The organism is Burkholderia sp. AU33803 (assembly GCF_002223095.1).
GTDB lineage: Bacteria > Pseudomonadota > Gammaproteobacteria > Burkholderiales > Burkholderiaceae > Burkholderia.
Genome location: NZ_NKFJ01000005.1, coordinates 667,087 through 681,172 on the forward strand (window position 1 = coordinate 667,087; position 14,086 = coordinate 681,172).

Sequence of the window (14,086 nt, forward strand, 5' to 3'; positions counted from 1 at the left end):
ATTCTCTGCTTCCCATGCGCATCGTCCTCATCACCGGCATCTCCGGCTCAGGCAAGTCCGTCGCGCTGAACGCGCTCGAAGACGCAGGCTATTACTGCGTCGACAACCTGCCGCCGCACGTGCTCCCCGAACTCGCCCGCTACCTCGGCGAGGATGGCCAGCGCCGGCTCGCGGTCGCGATCGACGCGCGCTCGAGCGCGTCGCTCGACGAAATGCCCGGCCTGATCCGCGAGCTGTCGCGCGAGCACGACGTGCGCGTGCTGTTCCTCAACGCGAGCACCCAGGCGCTGATCCAGCGCTTCTCCGAGACGCGCCGCCGCCATCCGCTGTCCGGCTCGCTGTCGCACGATGCGGACGTCGGCCTGCTGTCGTCGCTCGAGGAAGCGATCGAGCGCGAGCGCGAGCTCGTCGCGCCGCTCGCCGAATTCGGCCACCAGATCGACACCAGCACGCTGCGCGCGAACGCGCTGCGTACTTGGGTCAAGCGCTTCATCGAGCAGAAGAACAACGACCTGATGGTGATGTTCGAATCGTTCGGCTTCAAGCGCGGCGTGCCGCTCGACGCCGACCTGATGTTCGACGTGCGCGCGCTGCCGAATCCGTACTACGACCACGAGTTGCGCCCGCTCACCGGGCTCGACCAGCCGGTCATCGCCTTTCTCGACGCACTGCCGATCGTCCACCAGATGATCGACGACATCCATGCGTTCCTGATGAAATGGCTGCCGCACTTCCGCGATGACAACCGCAGCTACCTGACCGTCGCCATCGGCTGCACGGGCGGCCAGCATCGATCGGTGTTCATCGCGGAAACGCTCGCCGCGCGCCTTGCGCACGACGCGAACGTGATCGTGCGGCATCGTGACGCGCCACTGGATGTCGACGCGTCGTCGCGGCTCGTCTCCGAGGTCGACCGACCCTAGCGACGCCCGCCCCACCGCCCGCGCGCCATGTCCTCCCTATCGACCACCCTGATCGACCTGCCGCTGTTTCCGCTGCACACGGTGCTGTTCCCGGGGGGCCTGCTCCCGCTCAAGGTGTTCGAGGCGCGCTATCTCGACATGGCCCGCGCGTGCCTGCGCGACGATGCACCGTTCGGCGTGTGCCTGCTGAAGAGCGGGCCGGAAGTCGCGCAGGACGGCGCCGTGTCGGTGCCCGAGACCATCGGCTGCATGGCGCGCATCACCGAATGCGATACCGGTGAATTCGGCATGCTGTACCTGCAGGCGGTCGGTACGCAGCGTTTCGAGCTGTTGTCGTACCGCGTCGAAGGCAACGGGCTGCTGGTCGGCATCGCGGAGCCGCTGCCGGACGACATCCCGCTCGAAGGCGAGCAGGCGCTCGCGCAGTTCGGCTCGTGCGCCGAGGTGCTCGAGCGCATCATCGACGCGCTGAAGAAGTCCGATCCGCAGAAGATGCCGTTCGGCGAACCGTTCCGGCTCGACGATCCGAGCTGGGTATCGAACCGTCTCGCCGAACTGCTGCCGCTCGACCTGCGCGCGCGGCAGAAGCTGATGGAGTTTCCGGACGTCGGCGCGCGCATCGATGCCGTGCATCACGTGCTCGACCGGCACGGCTGGTTATAGCGAGCGCGGGACCTGTCGCTTTGCCTGAGTTATCCGGGAGAGGGCATCCAACGAGGGGCTTCCTTCCGGGCGAAAAGCCGGGCCGGCGAGTTCCGAATCGCCCCCGACGGCCCCTTCGCGCCAGCCAACCCAGGGCGACTTCCGTCCGCACGAAAAACCACGAGCGTCCGACGTTCCCCTGAAAGCGCGGCATGCGCCGCGCCCCTCCCCCTTCGTTACAGCAGCGGCCCGCTCAGCGCATCGAGCAGCTTGCGCACGGGCGCCGGCACGCCATACGCGTCGAGCCGGCTTAGCGGCACCCAGGCGGTGTCCGCGTCCCGCGCGCCGGAAGGCAGCCCGCCGCCGTCGGTCATGTCGCTCAGCCGCGGCTCGATCTCGAGCCGGAAATGCGTAAACGTGTGCGTGAGCGGCGCGAGCGGCACCGTGCCGCCGCCACCGAAGCCGCGTGCGAGTTCCGCGAGCGCGGCGTCGCCGTCCGCTTGCGGCAGGCTCCACAGGCCGCCCCAGATGCCGGTCGGCGGCCGCCGCTCGAGCAGCACCGCGTCACCGTCGCGCAGCACGAGCATCCAGGTCTTGCGGGTCGGCACGGCCTTCTTCGGCCGCGCGGCCGGCAGTTCGCGCTGGCGGCCCGTCGATTGCGCGACGCAGTCGCCCGCGAACGGGCAGCGCGCGCAATCGGGCTTGCCGCGCACGCACAGCGTCGCGCCGAGATCCATCAGGCCCTGCGTATACGCACTCACGTCGGCCGCGTTCGCGGCGTCGGGCAACAGCGATTCGGCGAGCGCCCACATGTCGTTCTCGACGCGCTTCTCGCCCGGAAAGCCTTCGACGCCGAACACCCGCGCCAGCACGCGCTTCACGTTGCCGTCGAGAATCGTCGCGCGCGCGCCGTACGCAAACGACGCGATCGCCGCGGCCGTCGAGCGGCCGATGCCCGGCAATTCGGCCAGCGCGTCAGGCGTCGCCGGAAACGCACCGCCGTGCTCGGCGACGACGACCTGCGCGCAGCGATGCAGGTTGCGCGCGCGCGAGTAGTAGCCGAGCCCCGCCCAGAGCGCCATCACGTCGTCGGTCGGTGCGGCCGCGAGCGCGGCGACGTCGGGGTAGCGTTCGAGAAAGCGCGTGTAATACGGGATGACGGTCGATACCTGCGTCTGCTGCAGCATGATTTCCGACAGCCAGATCCGGTACGGATCACGGGTGTTCTGCCACGGCAGGTCGTGGCGGCCATGCTCGCGCTGCCACGCGACCAGGCGCGTGGCGAACGTGCGATGCAGCGGCGTGACGGGGAACGGAGCGGGGGCGATGCGGGGCGGCTTCAAGTGATCTAATTGTGGAAAAAGGTTTCAACGCTGGCAGGTCGGGCAGAAATAGGTCGACCGCTGGCCCTGCACGATCTGGCGGATCGGCGTGTTGCATACGCGGCATGGCTGGCCCGCACGATCGTAGACGAAGCAGTCGAGCTGGAAATAGCCGCTTTCGCCGTTGCTGCCGACGAAATCGCGCAACGTGCTGCCGCCTCGCTCGATCGCGTCGGCAAGCGTCGCGCGCACCGCGTCGGCCAAACGCTCGTAGCGCGGCAGCGACACCTTGCCGGCGGCCGTCGTCGGCCGGATGCCGGCGCGAAACAGGCTCTCCGACGCATAGATGTTGCCGACGCCGACGACCATGTCGCCCGCGAGCAGCGCCTGCTTGACCGACACGGTCCGGCCGCGCGTGCGCGCATGCAGCAGCGCGCCGGTGAACGCCGGCGAGAACGGCTCGGCGCCGAGGCTCGCGAGGAGCGGATGCGCATGCACGTCGCCCGCTTCGCGCGGGTGCCACAGCACCGCGCCGAAGCGGCGCGGATCGCGGAACCGCAACACGAATTCGTCGAAGATCCAGTCGATGTGGTCATGCTTCGCGGCGACCGGCACGCCAGCCGCGGGCAGCACGCGCAGCGTGCCCGTCATGCCGAGGTGCACGATGAACCAGCCCGCGTCGACCTCGAACAGCAGATACTTGCCGCGACGCTCGACGGCGAGCACCTCGCGCGCACGCAACTGCTCGGCGAGCCCGGCCGGCACGGGCCAGCGCAGCATCTCGGTACGGACGTCGACACGCTCGACGCGGCGGCCCGCGACAAAGGGCGCGATGCCCCGGCGCGTGACTTCGACTTCTGGCAACTCTGGCATGTTTTGCGGGTCTGAGACTGGATTCACGATCGTGCGTGTATTGTAGCGAGCGCGTTACAATCGGTTGAAACATCGAACGGATTTCCATGACCTTGCCCTCGAAGCTGCTTCAGAAGCGTCCCGCCGCCGTGCGCGGCGCGCGCGCCTTCCCGGTCCGCCGTGCACTCGGCGCCGCGCTGTTTGCCGCCTGGACCCTCACCGCCTTCCCGGCCCACGCGCAGGATCCGGCATCGGACGACGCGGAGTCGCAGGGCGCGTTCGAGCATGTGATGCCGGACGAGAAAAAGGATCTCCCCGGCGTTCCGCTGACGAGCCAGATCGTCTACCAGGTGCTCGCCGCCGAGGTCGCGCTGCAGCGTAACCAGCCCGCGCCGGCCTACCAGACCTACCTCGCGCTCGCCCGCGACACGCGCGATCCGCGCATGGCGCAGCGTGCGACCGAGATCGCGCTCGGCGCGCAGAGCCCGGCCGACGCGCTGTCAGCGGCGAACCTGTGGCGCCAGTACGCACCCGATTCGAATCGCGCGTCGCAGGTCGACGCCGCGCTGCTGGTGCTCGCCGGCAAGCCGGCCGACGCACAGCCGATGCTCGCGCGCGAGCTGGCCCGGGCGACCGGCGAGACGCGCGGCCCGGCGATCCTCGCGCTGCAGGCGCTGCTCGTGCGCGGCTCCGACCGCGTCGGCGGCCTCGCGGTGCTGAAGGACATGCTGAAGAACGACCTGAACCGGCCCGAAGCGCAGCTCGCGATCGCACGCCAGCAGCTCGCGGTCGACGACAAGGACGGCGCCGCGCAGTCGCTGAAGCAGGCGCTGCAGCTCCGCCCCGACTACCTGCCGGCGGCTTTGATGCTGTCGCAGATGGGGCCGGCGGAACGCGCGGCGGGCATCACGTCGTTCGAGAAGTATGTTCAGCAGAATCCGAAGTCGCGCGATGCGCGGCTCGCGCTGTCGCAGCTCTATCTCGCCGACGATCGCCTCGACGACGCGCAGAAGCAGTTCGAGACGATGCGCAAGCTCGACGCGAAGGATCCGACGCCGCTGATGGCGCTCGCGCTGATCAAGATCCAGCAGAAGAAGCTCGACGAAGCGACCGGCTACCTGAAGCAGTATGTCCAGCTCGGCGACAAGCAGCCGAACCTCGACGTCGGCCAGGGCTACATCTACCTCGCGCAGATCGCGATCGACCAGAACAACGACGCGCAGGCGTCGCAGTGGCTCGACAAGGTCGACCAGACGAGCCAGCACTACCTGCCCGCGCAGATCACGCGCGCGCAGCTGCTGCAGAAACAGGGCAAGACCGACGAGGCGCGCAAGGTGCTCGACGACCTGCCGATCACGGATCCGCGCGATGCGGCAGTGGTCGCACGCACCGACGCGTCGATCCTGTTCACCGCGAAGCGTTACCCGGAAGCCGAGGCACGGCTCGGGCAGGCGGTCCAGGACTTCCCCGACGATCCCGACCTGCGCTACGACTACGCGATGGCGGCCGAAAAGACCGGCCACTACACGACGATGGAAAAGCAGCTGCGCGAGCTGATCCGCACGCAGCCCGACAATCCGCAGGCGTACAACGCACTCGGCTATTCGCTCGCCGATCGCAACCAGCGGCTCCCTGAAGCCAGCAAGCTGATCGACAAGGCGATGACGCTCGCACCGAACGACGCGTACATCATGGACAGCCTCGGCTGGGTGAAGTACCGGATGGGCGATACGGCCGGCGCGGCGAAGGTGCTGCGACGCGCGTACGAACTGCAGCCGAACGCCGAGATCGGCGCGCATCTCGGCGAAGTGCTGTGGAAGAGCGGCGCGCAGGACGATGCGCGTTCCGCATGGCGTGACGCACAGAAGCTCGAGCCGGACAACGACACGCTCGTGCAGACGCTGAAACGCCTCCAGATCAACGGTCTCTGATGCAGATGTTCCCGACGTTTTCCCTGTCCTTCCGCGCGCAGCGCACGCTGGCCGCAGCCGGCACGGCGCTCGTGCTCGCCGGCTGCGCGAGCACGCCGCCGTCGGCCAGCGCGCCAACCGGCGCGGCGCTGCAGACTACCGCCACGCACGCTTACCATGGCCGCTTCGCGGTGCGGTACGACGACCGTCTCGGCAATCCGCAGAACGTGTACGGCAACTTCGACTGGCAGGAGCACGGCGACGACGTGTCGCTCGAGCTGCGCAGCCCGCTCGGCCAGACGCTCGCGGTCGTGAAGTCGACGCCGCAGGCGGCATCGCTCGAATTGCCGAACCATCCGACGCAATATGCGCCGGACGTCGGCGACCTGATGCAGAAAACGCTCGGTTTCGAACTGCCGCTCGCGGGCCTGCGCTACTGGCTGCTGCCGACCGCCGCGCCCGCCACGCCCGCGCAGACGGTGCGCGATCCGGCCGACGGTACGCGCGTCAAGCAGATCCGCCAGGACGGCTGGACGATCGACTACCTTGCCTACGCGGATGCCCCGGCCACGGGCGTCAAACGCGTCAACCTCGTGCGCGCGACACCGCCGCTCGACATCAAGCTCGTGCTCGATCAGTGAGCACTGGCCCAGCCCAGACATACGCATGACCGATTCGACCCGCTCGCTGCGCAACTGCCTTGCGCCCGCGAAACTCAACCTGTTCCTGCACATCACCGGCCGCCGCCCGAACGGCTATCACGATCTGCAGAGCGTGTTCCAGTTGCTGAACTGGGGCGACACGCTGCACTTCACGCTGCGCGACGACGGTCGCGTCGCGCGCGTCACCGACGTGCCCGGCGTGCCCGAGGAAAGCGATCTGGTCGTGCGCGCGGCCAACCTGCTGAAAGCGCATACGGGCACCGCGCGCGGTGTCGACATCGAGATCGACAAGTGCCTGCCGATGGGGGCCGGCCTCGGCGGCGGCAGCTCCGACGCGGCGACGACGCTGCTCGCGCTGAACCGCCTGTGGCAACTCGACCTGCCGCGTGCCGAACTCCAGTCGCTTGCGGTAAAACTCGGCGCTGATGTCCCGTTTTTTATTTTTGGAAAAAATGCGTTCGCAGAGGGTATCGGAGAAGAATTAGCTGAGGTACAATTGCCGACTCGCTGGTTCTTGGTTGTAACGCCCCGCGTTCACGTCCCAACCGCTGAAATATTTTCAGATGAGTTGTTGACAAGAGATTCGAAGCGCGTCACAATTACGGACTTTCTTGCACAGCAAAGCAGCGACGCGGGATGGCCAGATAGTTTCGGTCGGAACGATATGCAGCAAGTTGTGACAAGTAAGTACGCGGAAGTTGCGCAGGTGGTCAAATGGTTGTATGATGTGACCCCCGCGAGGATGACCGGCTCCGGAGCAAGCGTGTTTGCAGCGTTTCGCAGCAAGCATGAGGCAGAAGCGGCGCAAGCCAAGCTGCCCACCGGCTGGAACGGTGCAGTTGCCGAGAGCCTGAACGAGCATCCGCTCTTCGCTTTCGCGTCATGAAGTTTTACTTTGCCGAACGGCCTACACAAGTTCGGTGAAGTTATCAGTTAAGTGTAGGGGAGTCGCCAAGTTGGTCAAGGCACCGGATTTTGATTCCGGCATGCGAGGGTTCGAGTCCTTCCTCCCCTGCCAAAAAATTTTCCCGCATTTCCCGCCTAAGCCCGAAGCAGGTGCACGATGAGCAGCCATGACGGCCTGATGGTTTTTACTGGCAACGCGAATCCCGCGCTCGCCCAGGAAGTCGTCAAGATCCTTGGAATTCCCCTCGGCAAAGCAATGGTCAGCCGTTTCTCCGACGGCGAGATCCAGGTCGAGATCCAGGAAAACGTGCGTGGCAAGGACGTCTTCGTCCTGCAATCCACGTGCGCACCGACGAACGACAACCTGATGGAACTGATGATCATGGTCGATGCGCTCAAGCGCGCATCCGCCGGCCGGATCACTGCAGCCATCCCCTACTTCGGTTACGCCCGTCAGGATCGCCGCCCGCGTTCGGCGCGTGTCGCGATCTCGGCGAAAGTCGTCGCGAACATGCTGGAAATCGCCGGCGTCGAGCGGATCATCACGATGGATCTGCACGCCGACCAGATTCAAGGCTTCTTCGACATCCCGGTCGACAACATCTACGCAACGCCGATCCTGCTGGGCGACCTGCGCAAGCAGAACTACCCGGATCTGCTCGTCGTGTCGCCGGACGTCGGCGGCGTGGTGCGTGCCCGGGCACTCGCGAAGCAGCTCAACTGCGATCTCGCGATCATCGACAAGCGTCGCCCGAAGGCGAACGTCTCCGAAGTGATGAACATCATCGGTGAAGTCGAAGGCCGCACCTGCGTGATCATGGACGACATGGTCGATACGGCAGGCACGCTCTGCAAGGCCGCACAAGTGCTGAAAGAGCGTGGCGCGAAGCAGGTCTTCGCCTACGCGACGCACCCGGTGCTGTCGGGTGGCGCAGGCGACCGCATCGCCGCCTCGGCACTCGACGAGCTGGTCGTCACCGACACGATCCCGCTGTCGGCCGAATCGCTCGGCTGCTCGAAGATCCGTGCACTGACGAGCGCGAGCCTGCTGGCCGAAACGTTCTCGCGGATCCGCCGCGGCGACTCGGTGATGTCGCTGTTCGCGGAATCCTGATCGCGAATCGACTGAACAAAGCATGCGCAGAAAGCGAAGCGGCAACGCTTCGCTTTTTGCACAATCGGACGGGATAGACGAAACCCCGTCCGTTTCATCGGGGGCCGCAATCTGACGGCCCCGTTTTACTGCCTGGTCGCGGGCAGCTATTGGAGAATCACATGAAAGTCGTCGCTTTCGAGCGCCAAGAGCAAGGTACGGGTGCGAGCCGCCGCCTGCGCAACGCTGGTAAGACCACGGGTATCGTTTACGGTGGCGAAGCAGCCCCGCAAAAGATCGAACTCGATCACAACGCCCTGTGGCACGCCCTGAAGAAGGAAGCTTTCCACTCGTCGATCCTCGACCTCGAAGTGGCTGGCCAGTCGCAACAGGTTCTGCTGCGCGACGTGCAATACCACCCGTTCAAGCAACTGGTGCTGCACGTGGACTTCCAACGCGTTGACGCGAAGAAGAAGCTGCACACGAAGGCTCCGCTGCACTTCCTGAACGCTGAAATCAGCCCGGCCGTGAAGCTGTCGAGCGCGATCGTTTCGCACGTCGCGACGGAAATCGAAATCGAGTGCCTGCCGGCTGACCTGCCGGAGTTCCTCGAAGTCGACCTGTCGAAGATCGAAGCCGGTCAATCGCTGCACGCGAAGGACATCACGCTGCCGAAGGGTGTCACGCTGGTCGCGCACATCGACGCGGAAAACCCGGTTGTCGCATCGGCGACGGTCCCGGCTGGTGCCGTGTCGGACGCAGCAGAAGGCGAAACGCCGGCTGCCTGAGCGGGCTGCCCACGCGCCCCATCGATCCGTTTCTCGAAACGGTCGACGCAACCCGCCGCGGCTTGCCCGGCGGGTTTTTCTTTTTCTGCGCCCAGGCGGCCGTTGCCGCCTTCGAAACGTCATGATCAAACTGATCGTCGGCCTCGGCAATCCCGGGGCGGAATACACCGCGACGCGCCACAACGCCGGCTTCTGGCTGATCGACCAGCTCGCCCGCGAAGCCGGCACGACGCTGCGCGACGAGCGCCGCTTCCACGGCTTCTACGCGAAAGCGCGCCTGCACGGCGAAGAAGTCCATCTGCTCGAGCCGCAAACCTACATGAACCGCTCCGGCCAGTCGGTCGTCGCGCTCGCGCAATTTTTCAAGATCCTGCCCGACCAGATCCTCGTCGCGCACGACGAGCTCGACCTGCCGCCCGGCACCGTGAAGCTGAAGCTCGGCGGCGGCAGCGGCGGCCACAACGGCCTGAAGGACATCACCGCCCACCTGTCGTCGCAGCAGTACTGGCGGCTGCGGATCGGCATCGGCCATCCGCGCGACCTGATTCCGGAAAGCGCGCGCGCCGGCGCGAAGCCCGACGTCGCGAACTTCGTGCTGAAGCCGCCGCGCCGCGAGGAACAGGACGTGATCGACGCGTCGATCGAACGCGCGCTCGCCGTGATGCCGATGGTCGTCAAGGGCGAACTCGACCGCGCGACGATGCAGCTGCATCGCAACTGACCGCATCGCACCGCTCCGGTGCATCGAGCCGTCCGGCGCCGCCGGGCGGCCCCGCCCGCCCCGCCCTGCGCGCACATGCGGTAATCTGGTCGCTTTGCCCCACAGGAGCCAAGCGGTGAGCCGTTACTGGAGCGACATCGTTCAGCAACTCGTGCCTTACGTGCCGGGCGAGCAGCCCGCGCTCGCACACCCCGTCAAGCTGAACACCAACGAGAATCCCTATCCGCCGTCGCCGCGCGTCGTCGCGGCAATCGCACGCGAACTCGGCGAGACCGGCGACACGCTGCGCCGCTATCCCGACCCGGTTGCGCGCGCGCTGCGCGAAACGGTCGCGGCCCATCACCGCATCAAGCCCGAGCAGGTGTTCGTCGGCAACGGCTCCGACGAGGTGCTCGCGCACACGTTCCAGGCGCTGCTCAAGCACGACCGGCCGCTGCGCTTTCCCGACATCACGTACAGCTTCTACCCGACCTATGCGCGCCTGTACGGCGTCCAGACGTCGATCGTGCCGCTCGCGGACGACTTTTCGATCCGTGTCGACGACTATCTCGACGACGCCGGCGGCGTGCTGTTTCCGAACCCGAACGCACCGACCGGGCGCGCGCTGCCGCTCGCTGACGTCGAGCGGATCGCCGCGGCGAATCCGTCGTCGGTCGTCGTGATCGACGAAGCGTATGTCGACTTCGGCGCGCAGTCCGCGATGACGCTGATCGACCGCTACCCGAACCTGCTCGTCGTCCACACGACGTCGAAGGCGCGCTCGCTCGCGGGCATGCGCGTCGGCTTCGCGTTCGGAGATGCCGCGCTGATCGACGCGCTGAACCGCGTGAAGGACAGCTTCAACTCGTACCCGCTCGACCGGCTCGCGCAAGTTGCCGCGCAGGCCGCCTATGAAGACACCGACTATTTCAATGCAACCTGCCGGCGCGTAATCGACAGCCGGACACGTCTGACGCATGCGCTCGACGCGCTCGGCTTCGACATCGTGCCGTCGGCCGCGAATTTCGTGTTCGCGCGCCATCCTGCGCACGACGCGGGTGCGATTGCGGCGAAACTGAAGGAACGGGAGATTTTCGTGCGGCACTTCCGGCTGCCGCGGATCGACCAGCACCTGCGCATCACCGTCGGCACCGACGCCGAATGCGACGCGCTCGTCGCGGCGTTGCGCGAGCTGCTGGCCTGAAACGGAAGAACCGGCGCCGGGCGGCGCCGATCCGGATGCGTGACGGGCGTGCCGAAGGACTCGAGCGCGCGCGTCACCGCGGGGTCACGACGCGTCGTCGCCCTTTTCGGCCGTCAACGCGTGATACTTCTCCATCAATTGCGCGTGCGATTCGTCATGCTGCGGATCGCGCGGAATGCATTCGACCGGACACACCTGCTGGCACTGCGGTTCGTCGAAATGGCCGACGCACTCGGTGCACTTGTTCGGGTCGATCACGTAGATGTCCGGGCCCATCGAAATCGCGCCGTTCGGGCACTCGGGCTCGCACACGTCGCAATTGATGCACTCGTCGGTAATCATCAAAGCCATACTGATCTCACTTCTTCAGGCCGACGGCCGGCTTCGCAACGAAACCGGCCGGCGCCGCATCACGCGGCAGGGCCTCCGATCGCAGCGACTTTCTCGGTCAGCCACTTCTCGACGGACGGGAACACGAACTTGCTGACATCGCCGCCCAACTGCGCGATTTCCCGCACGATCGTCCCCGAGATGAACTGGTACTGATCGGACGGCGTCATGAACATCGTCTCGACGTCGGGCAGCAGGTAGCGGTTCATCCCCGCCATCTGGAACTCATATTCGAAATCGGACACGGCGCGCAGGCCGCGCACGATCACGCGCGCATTGTTGGTGCGGACGAAATCCTTCAGGAGGCCGGTGAAACTCATCACCTTCACGTTCGGATAATGGCCGAGCACCTCGTTCGCAATCGTCAGACGTTCTTCGAGCGAGAAGAACGGCTTTTTCGCGCGGCTGTCGGCCACACCGACCACCAGCGTATCAAAAATGCTCGACGCACGCCGCACGAGGTCTTCGTGCCCGCGCGTCAGCGGATCGAACGTACCGGGATACACGGCGACTACCATGTCGCTCCTCCTGTCATCACGCAAACGGGATGGCAGCCGTGCGATGCACACGCCGCTGCCGAGATGGGCTTGCGTCGCCTTTGCGGCGCGCCGCCTCGTATGGAACGCGCATTATTCATCATTTTCGCGCCGCAGCAAATGATAGTGAACCGCACCGGCCTTGCCGTGCTTCACGACCTCCCAGCCGGCGAGTGCGTCGTGCGCGGCGGGATCGAGCTCGGCCCCCGTCTCGACGTACAGCGCACCGCCCGCCGCGACGAGCGGCGCCGCCAGCGCAATCGCGCGCTCGAGCACGGCCAGATCGTCGAACGGCGGATCGAGGAACACGACATCGAACGCGCCCGGCGTGAGCCCGGCCGCGAGCCGCAGCGCGTCCGCCTCCGCGACCTCGACCGCACGTGCACCGAGCTTGTCCTTGATCGCACGCAGTTGCTGCGCCGCGCGCGGATGGCGCTCGACCATCACGACGCTCGCCGCGCCGCGCGACGCCGCCTCGAAACCGAGCGCACCGGTGCCGGCGAACAGGTCGAGGCAACGCCGGCCTTCGAGATCCTGGCCAAGCCAGTTGAACAGCGTCTCGCGTACGCGATCGGGGGTCGGCCGCAGGCCGTCCAGATCGAGCACCGCGAGCGGCGTGCGTTTCCAGTCACCGCCGATGATGCGGATCGTGTGCGGCTTGCCGCGGCCAGAAGGGGCCGCCGGGCGGCCGGGAGAGGAACGGGACATACGGAATATCGACGACGGAGGGACCGGGCGCGCGCGGGGGCGCACCGCTAAACAGGCGCACGTTACCACAGCGGCGATGCGCGCTGGCGCGAGCGCCACGCCGCACTGATAAAATGCACGGTTTCGGCCGCCGTGCGCCGCGCCCGCGCGAACGCAGGACGGCCCGTCCGGTGCCCGCCCCTGGCGGCGGCCGCCCTCTTCCCGACGTCAGACCATGTTCAGCTTCTTCAAACGATTCAAGAAAACGCAGGAGCCCGATCCGGCGGAGTCGCAATCGGCCGACGCGCAGCAAACGGACGAACCGTCCGACGCGCCCGCGGTCGAGGCCCCGCCCGCGGCCGACGTGCCGCAAGCGCCCGCGCAACCGGCCGCGCCGGCCGTCGTGATGACGGTCACGCCGACCAACGACGGCCGCGACGAAGTCGTCGAGGCGGTCGAAATCGTCCCGCCGCCGCTGCAGGACGCCACCGCGAAGAAATCGTGGCTCGCGCGCCTGAAAACGGGGCTCGCCAAGACGGGCTCGAGCATCACCGGCGTGTTCGTCAACACGAAGATCGACGAGGATCTGTACGAGGAGCTCGAAACCGCGCTGCTGATGTCCGACGCGGGCGTCGACGCGACCGAGTACCTGCTCGGGGCGCTGCGCGAAAAGGTGCGCGCCGGCCGCCTGACCGACCCGCAGCAGGTGAAATCCGCGCTGCACGACCTGCTCGTCGAGCTGCTGACGCCGCTCGAGAAATCGCTGATGCTCGGCCGCGCGCAGCCGCTCGTGATGATGATCACCGGCGTGAACGGCGCCGGCAAGACGACCAGCATCGGCAAGCTAGCGAAGCATCTGCAGAGCTTCGACCAGTCGGTGCTGCTGGCCGCGGGCGACACGTTCCGCGCGGCCGCGCGCGAACAGCTGGCGGTCTGGGGCGAGCGCAACAACGTGACGGTCGTGCAGCAGGAAAGCGGCGATCCGGCGGCGGTGATCTTCGACGCGGTCAGCGCCGCGCGCGCGCGCAAGATCGACGTGATGATGGCCGACACGGCCGGCCGCCTGCCGACGCAGCTCCACCTGATGGAAGAGCTGAAGAAGGTGAAGCGCGTGATCTCGAAGGCGCACGACGGCGCGCCGCATGAAGTGCTGCTGGTGATCGACGCGAACACCGGCCAGAACGCGCTCACGCAGGTCAAGGCATTCGACGACGCGCTCGGCCTCACCGGCCTCATCGTCACGAAGCTCGACGGCACCGCGAAGGGCGGGATTCTCGCCGCGATCGCGCGGCAGCGCCCGGTGCCGGTCTACTTCATCGGCGTCGGCGAGAAGGTCGAGGACCTGCAGCCGTTCAGCGCGGTCGAATTCGCGGACGCGCTGCTCGGCTGAACACCGCGGGCACGCATCGCACAGGGCGCCTTCGGGCGCCCTTTTTTCATGCGCGCCCGGTCATGCACGGCCCGGGCGCGC

At 66.8% G+C, this 14,086-nt stretch carries 15 protein-coding genes and 1 tRNA gene; 11 read left to right on the plus strand and 5 right to left on the minus strand.

Annotation, left to right across the window (positions count from 1 at the left end; genetic code table 11):
- Window positions 1-14: 14 nt before the first annotated feature.
- Window positions 15-923 (plus strand): RNase adapter RapZ, encoded by a 909-nt coding sequence (gene rapZ, locus CFB41_RS14885; protein WP_089441041.1) that lies wholly within the window; start codon window positions 15-17, stop codon window positions 921-923.
- A 27-nt stretch (window positions 924-950) separates the two neighbouring features.
- The gene (locus tag CFB41_RS14890; protein ID WP_089441042.1) at window positions 951-1,586 is read left to right on the plus strand and encodes an LON peptidase substrate-binding domain-containing protein; all 636 of its coding nucleotides are present in this window, start codon (window positions 951-953) and stop codon (window positions 1,584-1,586) included.
- Window positions 1,587-1,801: 215 nt separating this feature from the next.
- Here the strand turns inward: CFB41_RS14890 and mutY are convergent, their stop codons facing one another.
- Window positions 1,802-2,908 (minus strand): A/G-specific adenine glycosylase, encoded by a 1,107-nt coding sequence (mutY, locus tag CFB41_RS14895; RefSeq protein ID WP_089456953.1) that lies wholly within the window; start codon window positions 2,906-2,908, stop codon window positions 1,802-1,804.
- Between the two features lie 24 nt (window positions 2,909-2,932).
- A complete protein-coding gene (mutM, locus tag CFB41_RS14900) occupies window positions 2,933-3,760 on the minus strand; it encodes a bifunctional DNA-formamidopyrimidine glycosylase/DNA-(apurinic or apyrimidinic site) lyase (protein ID WP_089456954.1) in 828 nt (275 codons plus the stop codon).
- 86 nt (window positions 3,761-3,846) lie between these two features.
- On the opposite strand from mutM, the gene CFB41_RS14905 reads away from it, so the two are divergent.
- The 8 genes from CFB41_RS14905 (at window position 3,847) to hisC (ending at window position 11,002) form a co-directional block, all read left to right on the plus strand.
- Window positions 3,847-5,670: a tetratricopeptide repeat protein gene (locus CFB41_RS14905; protein ID WP_089456955.1), complete on the plus strand. Its 1,824-nt coding sequence runs from the start codon at window positions 3,847-3,849 to the stop codon at window positions 5,668-5,670.
- Complete coding sequence (gene lolB, locus CFB41_RS14910; RefSeq protein WP_089456956.1) at window positions 5,670-6,290, plus strand: lipoprotein insertase outer membrane protein LolB; 621 nt, start codon at window positions 5,670-5,672, stop codon at window positions 6,288-6,290. Before CFB41_RS14905 ends, lolB begins: the two co-directional genes overlap by 1 nt.
- 25 nt (window positions 6,291-6,315) lie before the next feature.
- Complete coding sequence (gene ispE, locus CFB41_RS14915) at window positions 6,316-7,197, plus strand: 4-(cytidine 5'-diphospho)-2-C-methyl-D-erythritol kinase (RefSeq protein ID WP_089426357.1); 882 nt, start codon at window positions 6,316-6,318, stop codon at window positions 7,195-7,197.
- Window positions 7,198-7,252: 55 nt separating this feature from the next.
- Window positions 7,253-7,329: transfer RNA gene (locus tag CFB41_RS14920), tRNA-Gln, on the plus strand.
- A 45-nt stretch (window positions 7,330-7,374) separates the two neighbouring features.
- Window positions 7,375-8,331, plus strand: coding sequence for a ribose-phosphate pyrophosphokinase (locus CFB41_RS14925; protein ID WP_089441046.1), 957 nt, complete (start codon window positions 7,375-7,377; stop codon window positions 8,329-8,331).
- 161 nt (window positions 8,332-8,492) lie between these two features.
- Window positions 8,493-9,098: a 50S ribosomal protein L25/general stress protein Ctc gene (locus tag CFB41_RS14930; protein WP_089441047.1), complete on the plus strand. Its 606-nt coding sequence runs from the start codon at window positions 8,493-8,495 to the stop codon at window positions 9,096-9,098.
- A 121-nt stretch (window positions 9,099-9,219) separates the two neighbouring features.
- Complete coding sequence (gene pth / locus CFB41_RS14935) at window positions 9,220-9,819, plus strand: aminoacyl-tRNA hydrolase (protein WP_006477776.1); 600 nt, start codon at window positions 9,220-9,222, stop codon at window positions 9,817-9,819.
- 115 nt (window positions 9,820-9,934) lie between these two features.
- Complete coding sequence (gene hisC, locus CFB41_RS14940) at window positions 9,935-11,002, plus strand: histidinol-phosphate transaminase (protein WP_089456957.1); 1,068 nt, start codon at window positions 9,935-9,937, stop codon at window positions 11,000-11,002.
- An 84-nt stretch (window positions 11,003-11,086) separates the two neighbouring features.
- Here hisC and CFB41_RS14945 read toward each other — a convergent pair whose 3' ends face one another.
- From CFB41_RS14945 to rsmD, 3 genes are all read right to left on the minus strand, one after another.
- The gene (locus CFB41_RS14945) at window positions 11,087-11,353 is read right to left on the minus strand and encodes a YfhL family 4Fe-4S dicluster ferredoxin (protein ID WP_069248899.1); all 267 of its coding nucleotides are present in this window, start codon (window positions 11,351-11,353) and stop codon (window positions 11,087-11,089) included.
- A 59-nt stretch (window positions 11,354-11,412) separates the two neighbouring features.
- Window positions 11,413-11,910: a pantetheine-phosphate adenylyltransferase gene (gene coaD / locus CFB41_RS14950; protein WP_039346084.1), complete on the minus strand. Its 498-nt coding sequence runs from the start codon at window positions 11,908-11,910 to the stop codon at window positions 11,413-11,415.
- Window positions 11,911-12,021: 111 nt separating this feature from the next.
- Window positions 12,022-12,636 carry a 16S rRNA (guanine(966)-N(2))-methyltransferase RsmD gene (gene rsmD / locus CFB41_RS14955; protein ID WP_089456958.1) on the minus strand — a complete coding sequence of 205 codons (615 nt, stop codon included), beginning with the start codon at window positions 12,634-12,636 and terminating at the stop codon, window positions 12,022-12,024.
- Window positions 12,637-12,850: 214 nt separating this feature from the next.
- Here rsmD and ftsY point away from each other — a divergent pair, with 214 nt between their 5' ends.
- Window positions 12,851-14,005, plus strand: coding sequence for a signal recognition particle-docking protein FtsY (gene ftsY / locus CFB41_RS14960; protein WP_089456959.1), 1,155 nt, complete (start codon window positions 12,851-12,853; stop codon window positions 14,003-14,005).
- The last annotated feature ends 81 nt before the right edge of the window (window positions 14,006-14,086 follow it).

Coding starts and splice junctions, on each gene's coding strand:
- rapZ (WP_089441041.1), top strand. CDS start 15: ATGCGCATCGTCCTCATCACCGGCATCTCCGGCTCAGGCAAGTCCGTC.
- CFB41_RS14890 (WP_089441042.1), top strand. CDS start 951: ATGTCCTCCCTATCGACCACCCTGATCGACCTGCCGCTGTTTCCGCTG.
- mutM (WP_089456954.1), bottom strand. CDS start 3,760: ATGCCAGAGTTGCCAGAAGTCGAAGTCACGCGCCGGGGCATCGCGCCC.
- CFB41_RS14905 (WP_089456955.1), top strand. CDS start 3,847: ATGACCTTGCCCTCGAAGCTGCTTCAGAAGCGTCCCGCCGCCGTGCGC.
- lolB (WP_089456956.1), top strand. CDS start 5,670: ATGCAGATGTTCCCGACGTTTTCCCTGTCCTTCCGCGCGCAGCGCACG.
- ispE (WP_089426357.1), top strand. CDS start 6,316: ATGACCGATTCGACCCGCTCGCTGCGCAACTGCCTTGCGCCCGCGAAA.
- CFB41_RS14925 (WP_089441046.1), top strand. CDS start 7,375: ATGAGCAGCCATGACGGCCTGATGGTTTTTACTGGCAACGCGAATCCC.
- CFB41_RS14930 (WP_089441047.1), top strand. CDS start 8,493: ATGAAAGTCGTCGCTTTCGAGCGCCAAGAGCAAGGTACGGGTGCGAGC.
- pth (WP_006477776.1), top strand. CDS start 9,220: ATGATCAAACTGATCGTCGGCCTCGGCAATCCCGGGGCGGAATACACC.
- CFB41_RS14945 (WP_069248899.1), bottom strand. CDS start 11,353: ATGGCTTTGATGATTACCGACGAGTGCATCAATTGCGACGTGTGCGAG.
- coaD (WP_039346084.1), bottom strand. CDS start 11,910: ATGGTAGTCGCCGTGTATCCCGGTACGTTCGATCCGCTGACGCGCGGG.
- rsmD (WP_089456958.1), bottom strand. CDS start 12,636: ATGTCCCGTTCCTCTCCCGGCCGCCCGGCGGCCCCTTCTGGCCGCGGC.
- ftsY (WP_089456959.1), top strand. CDS start 12,851: ATGTTCAGCTTCTTCAAACGATTCAAGAAAACGCAGGAGCCCGATCCG.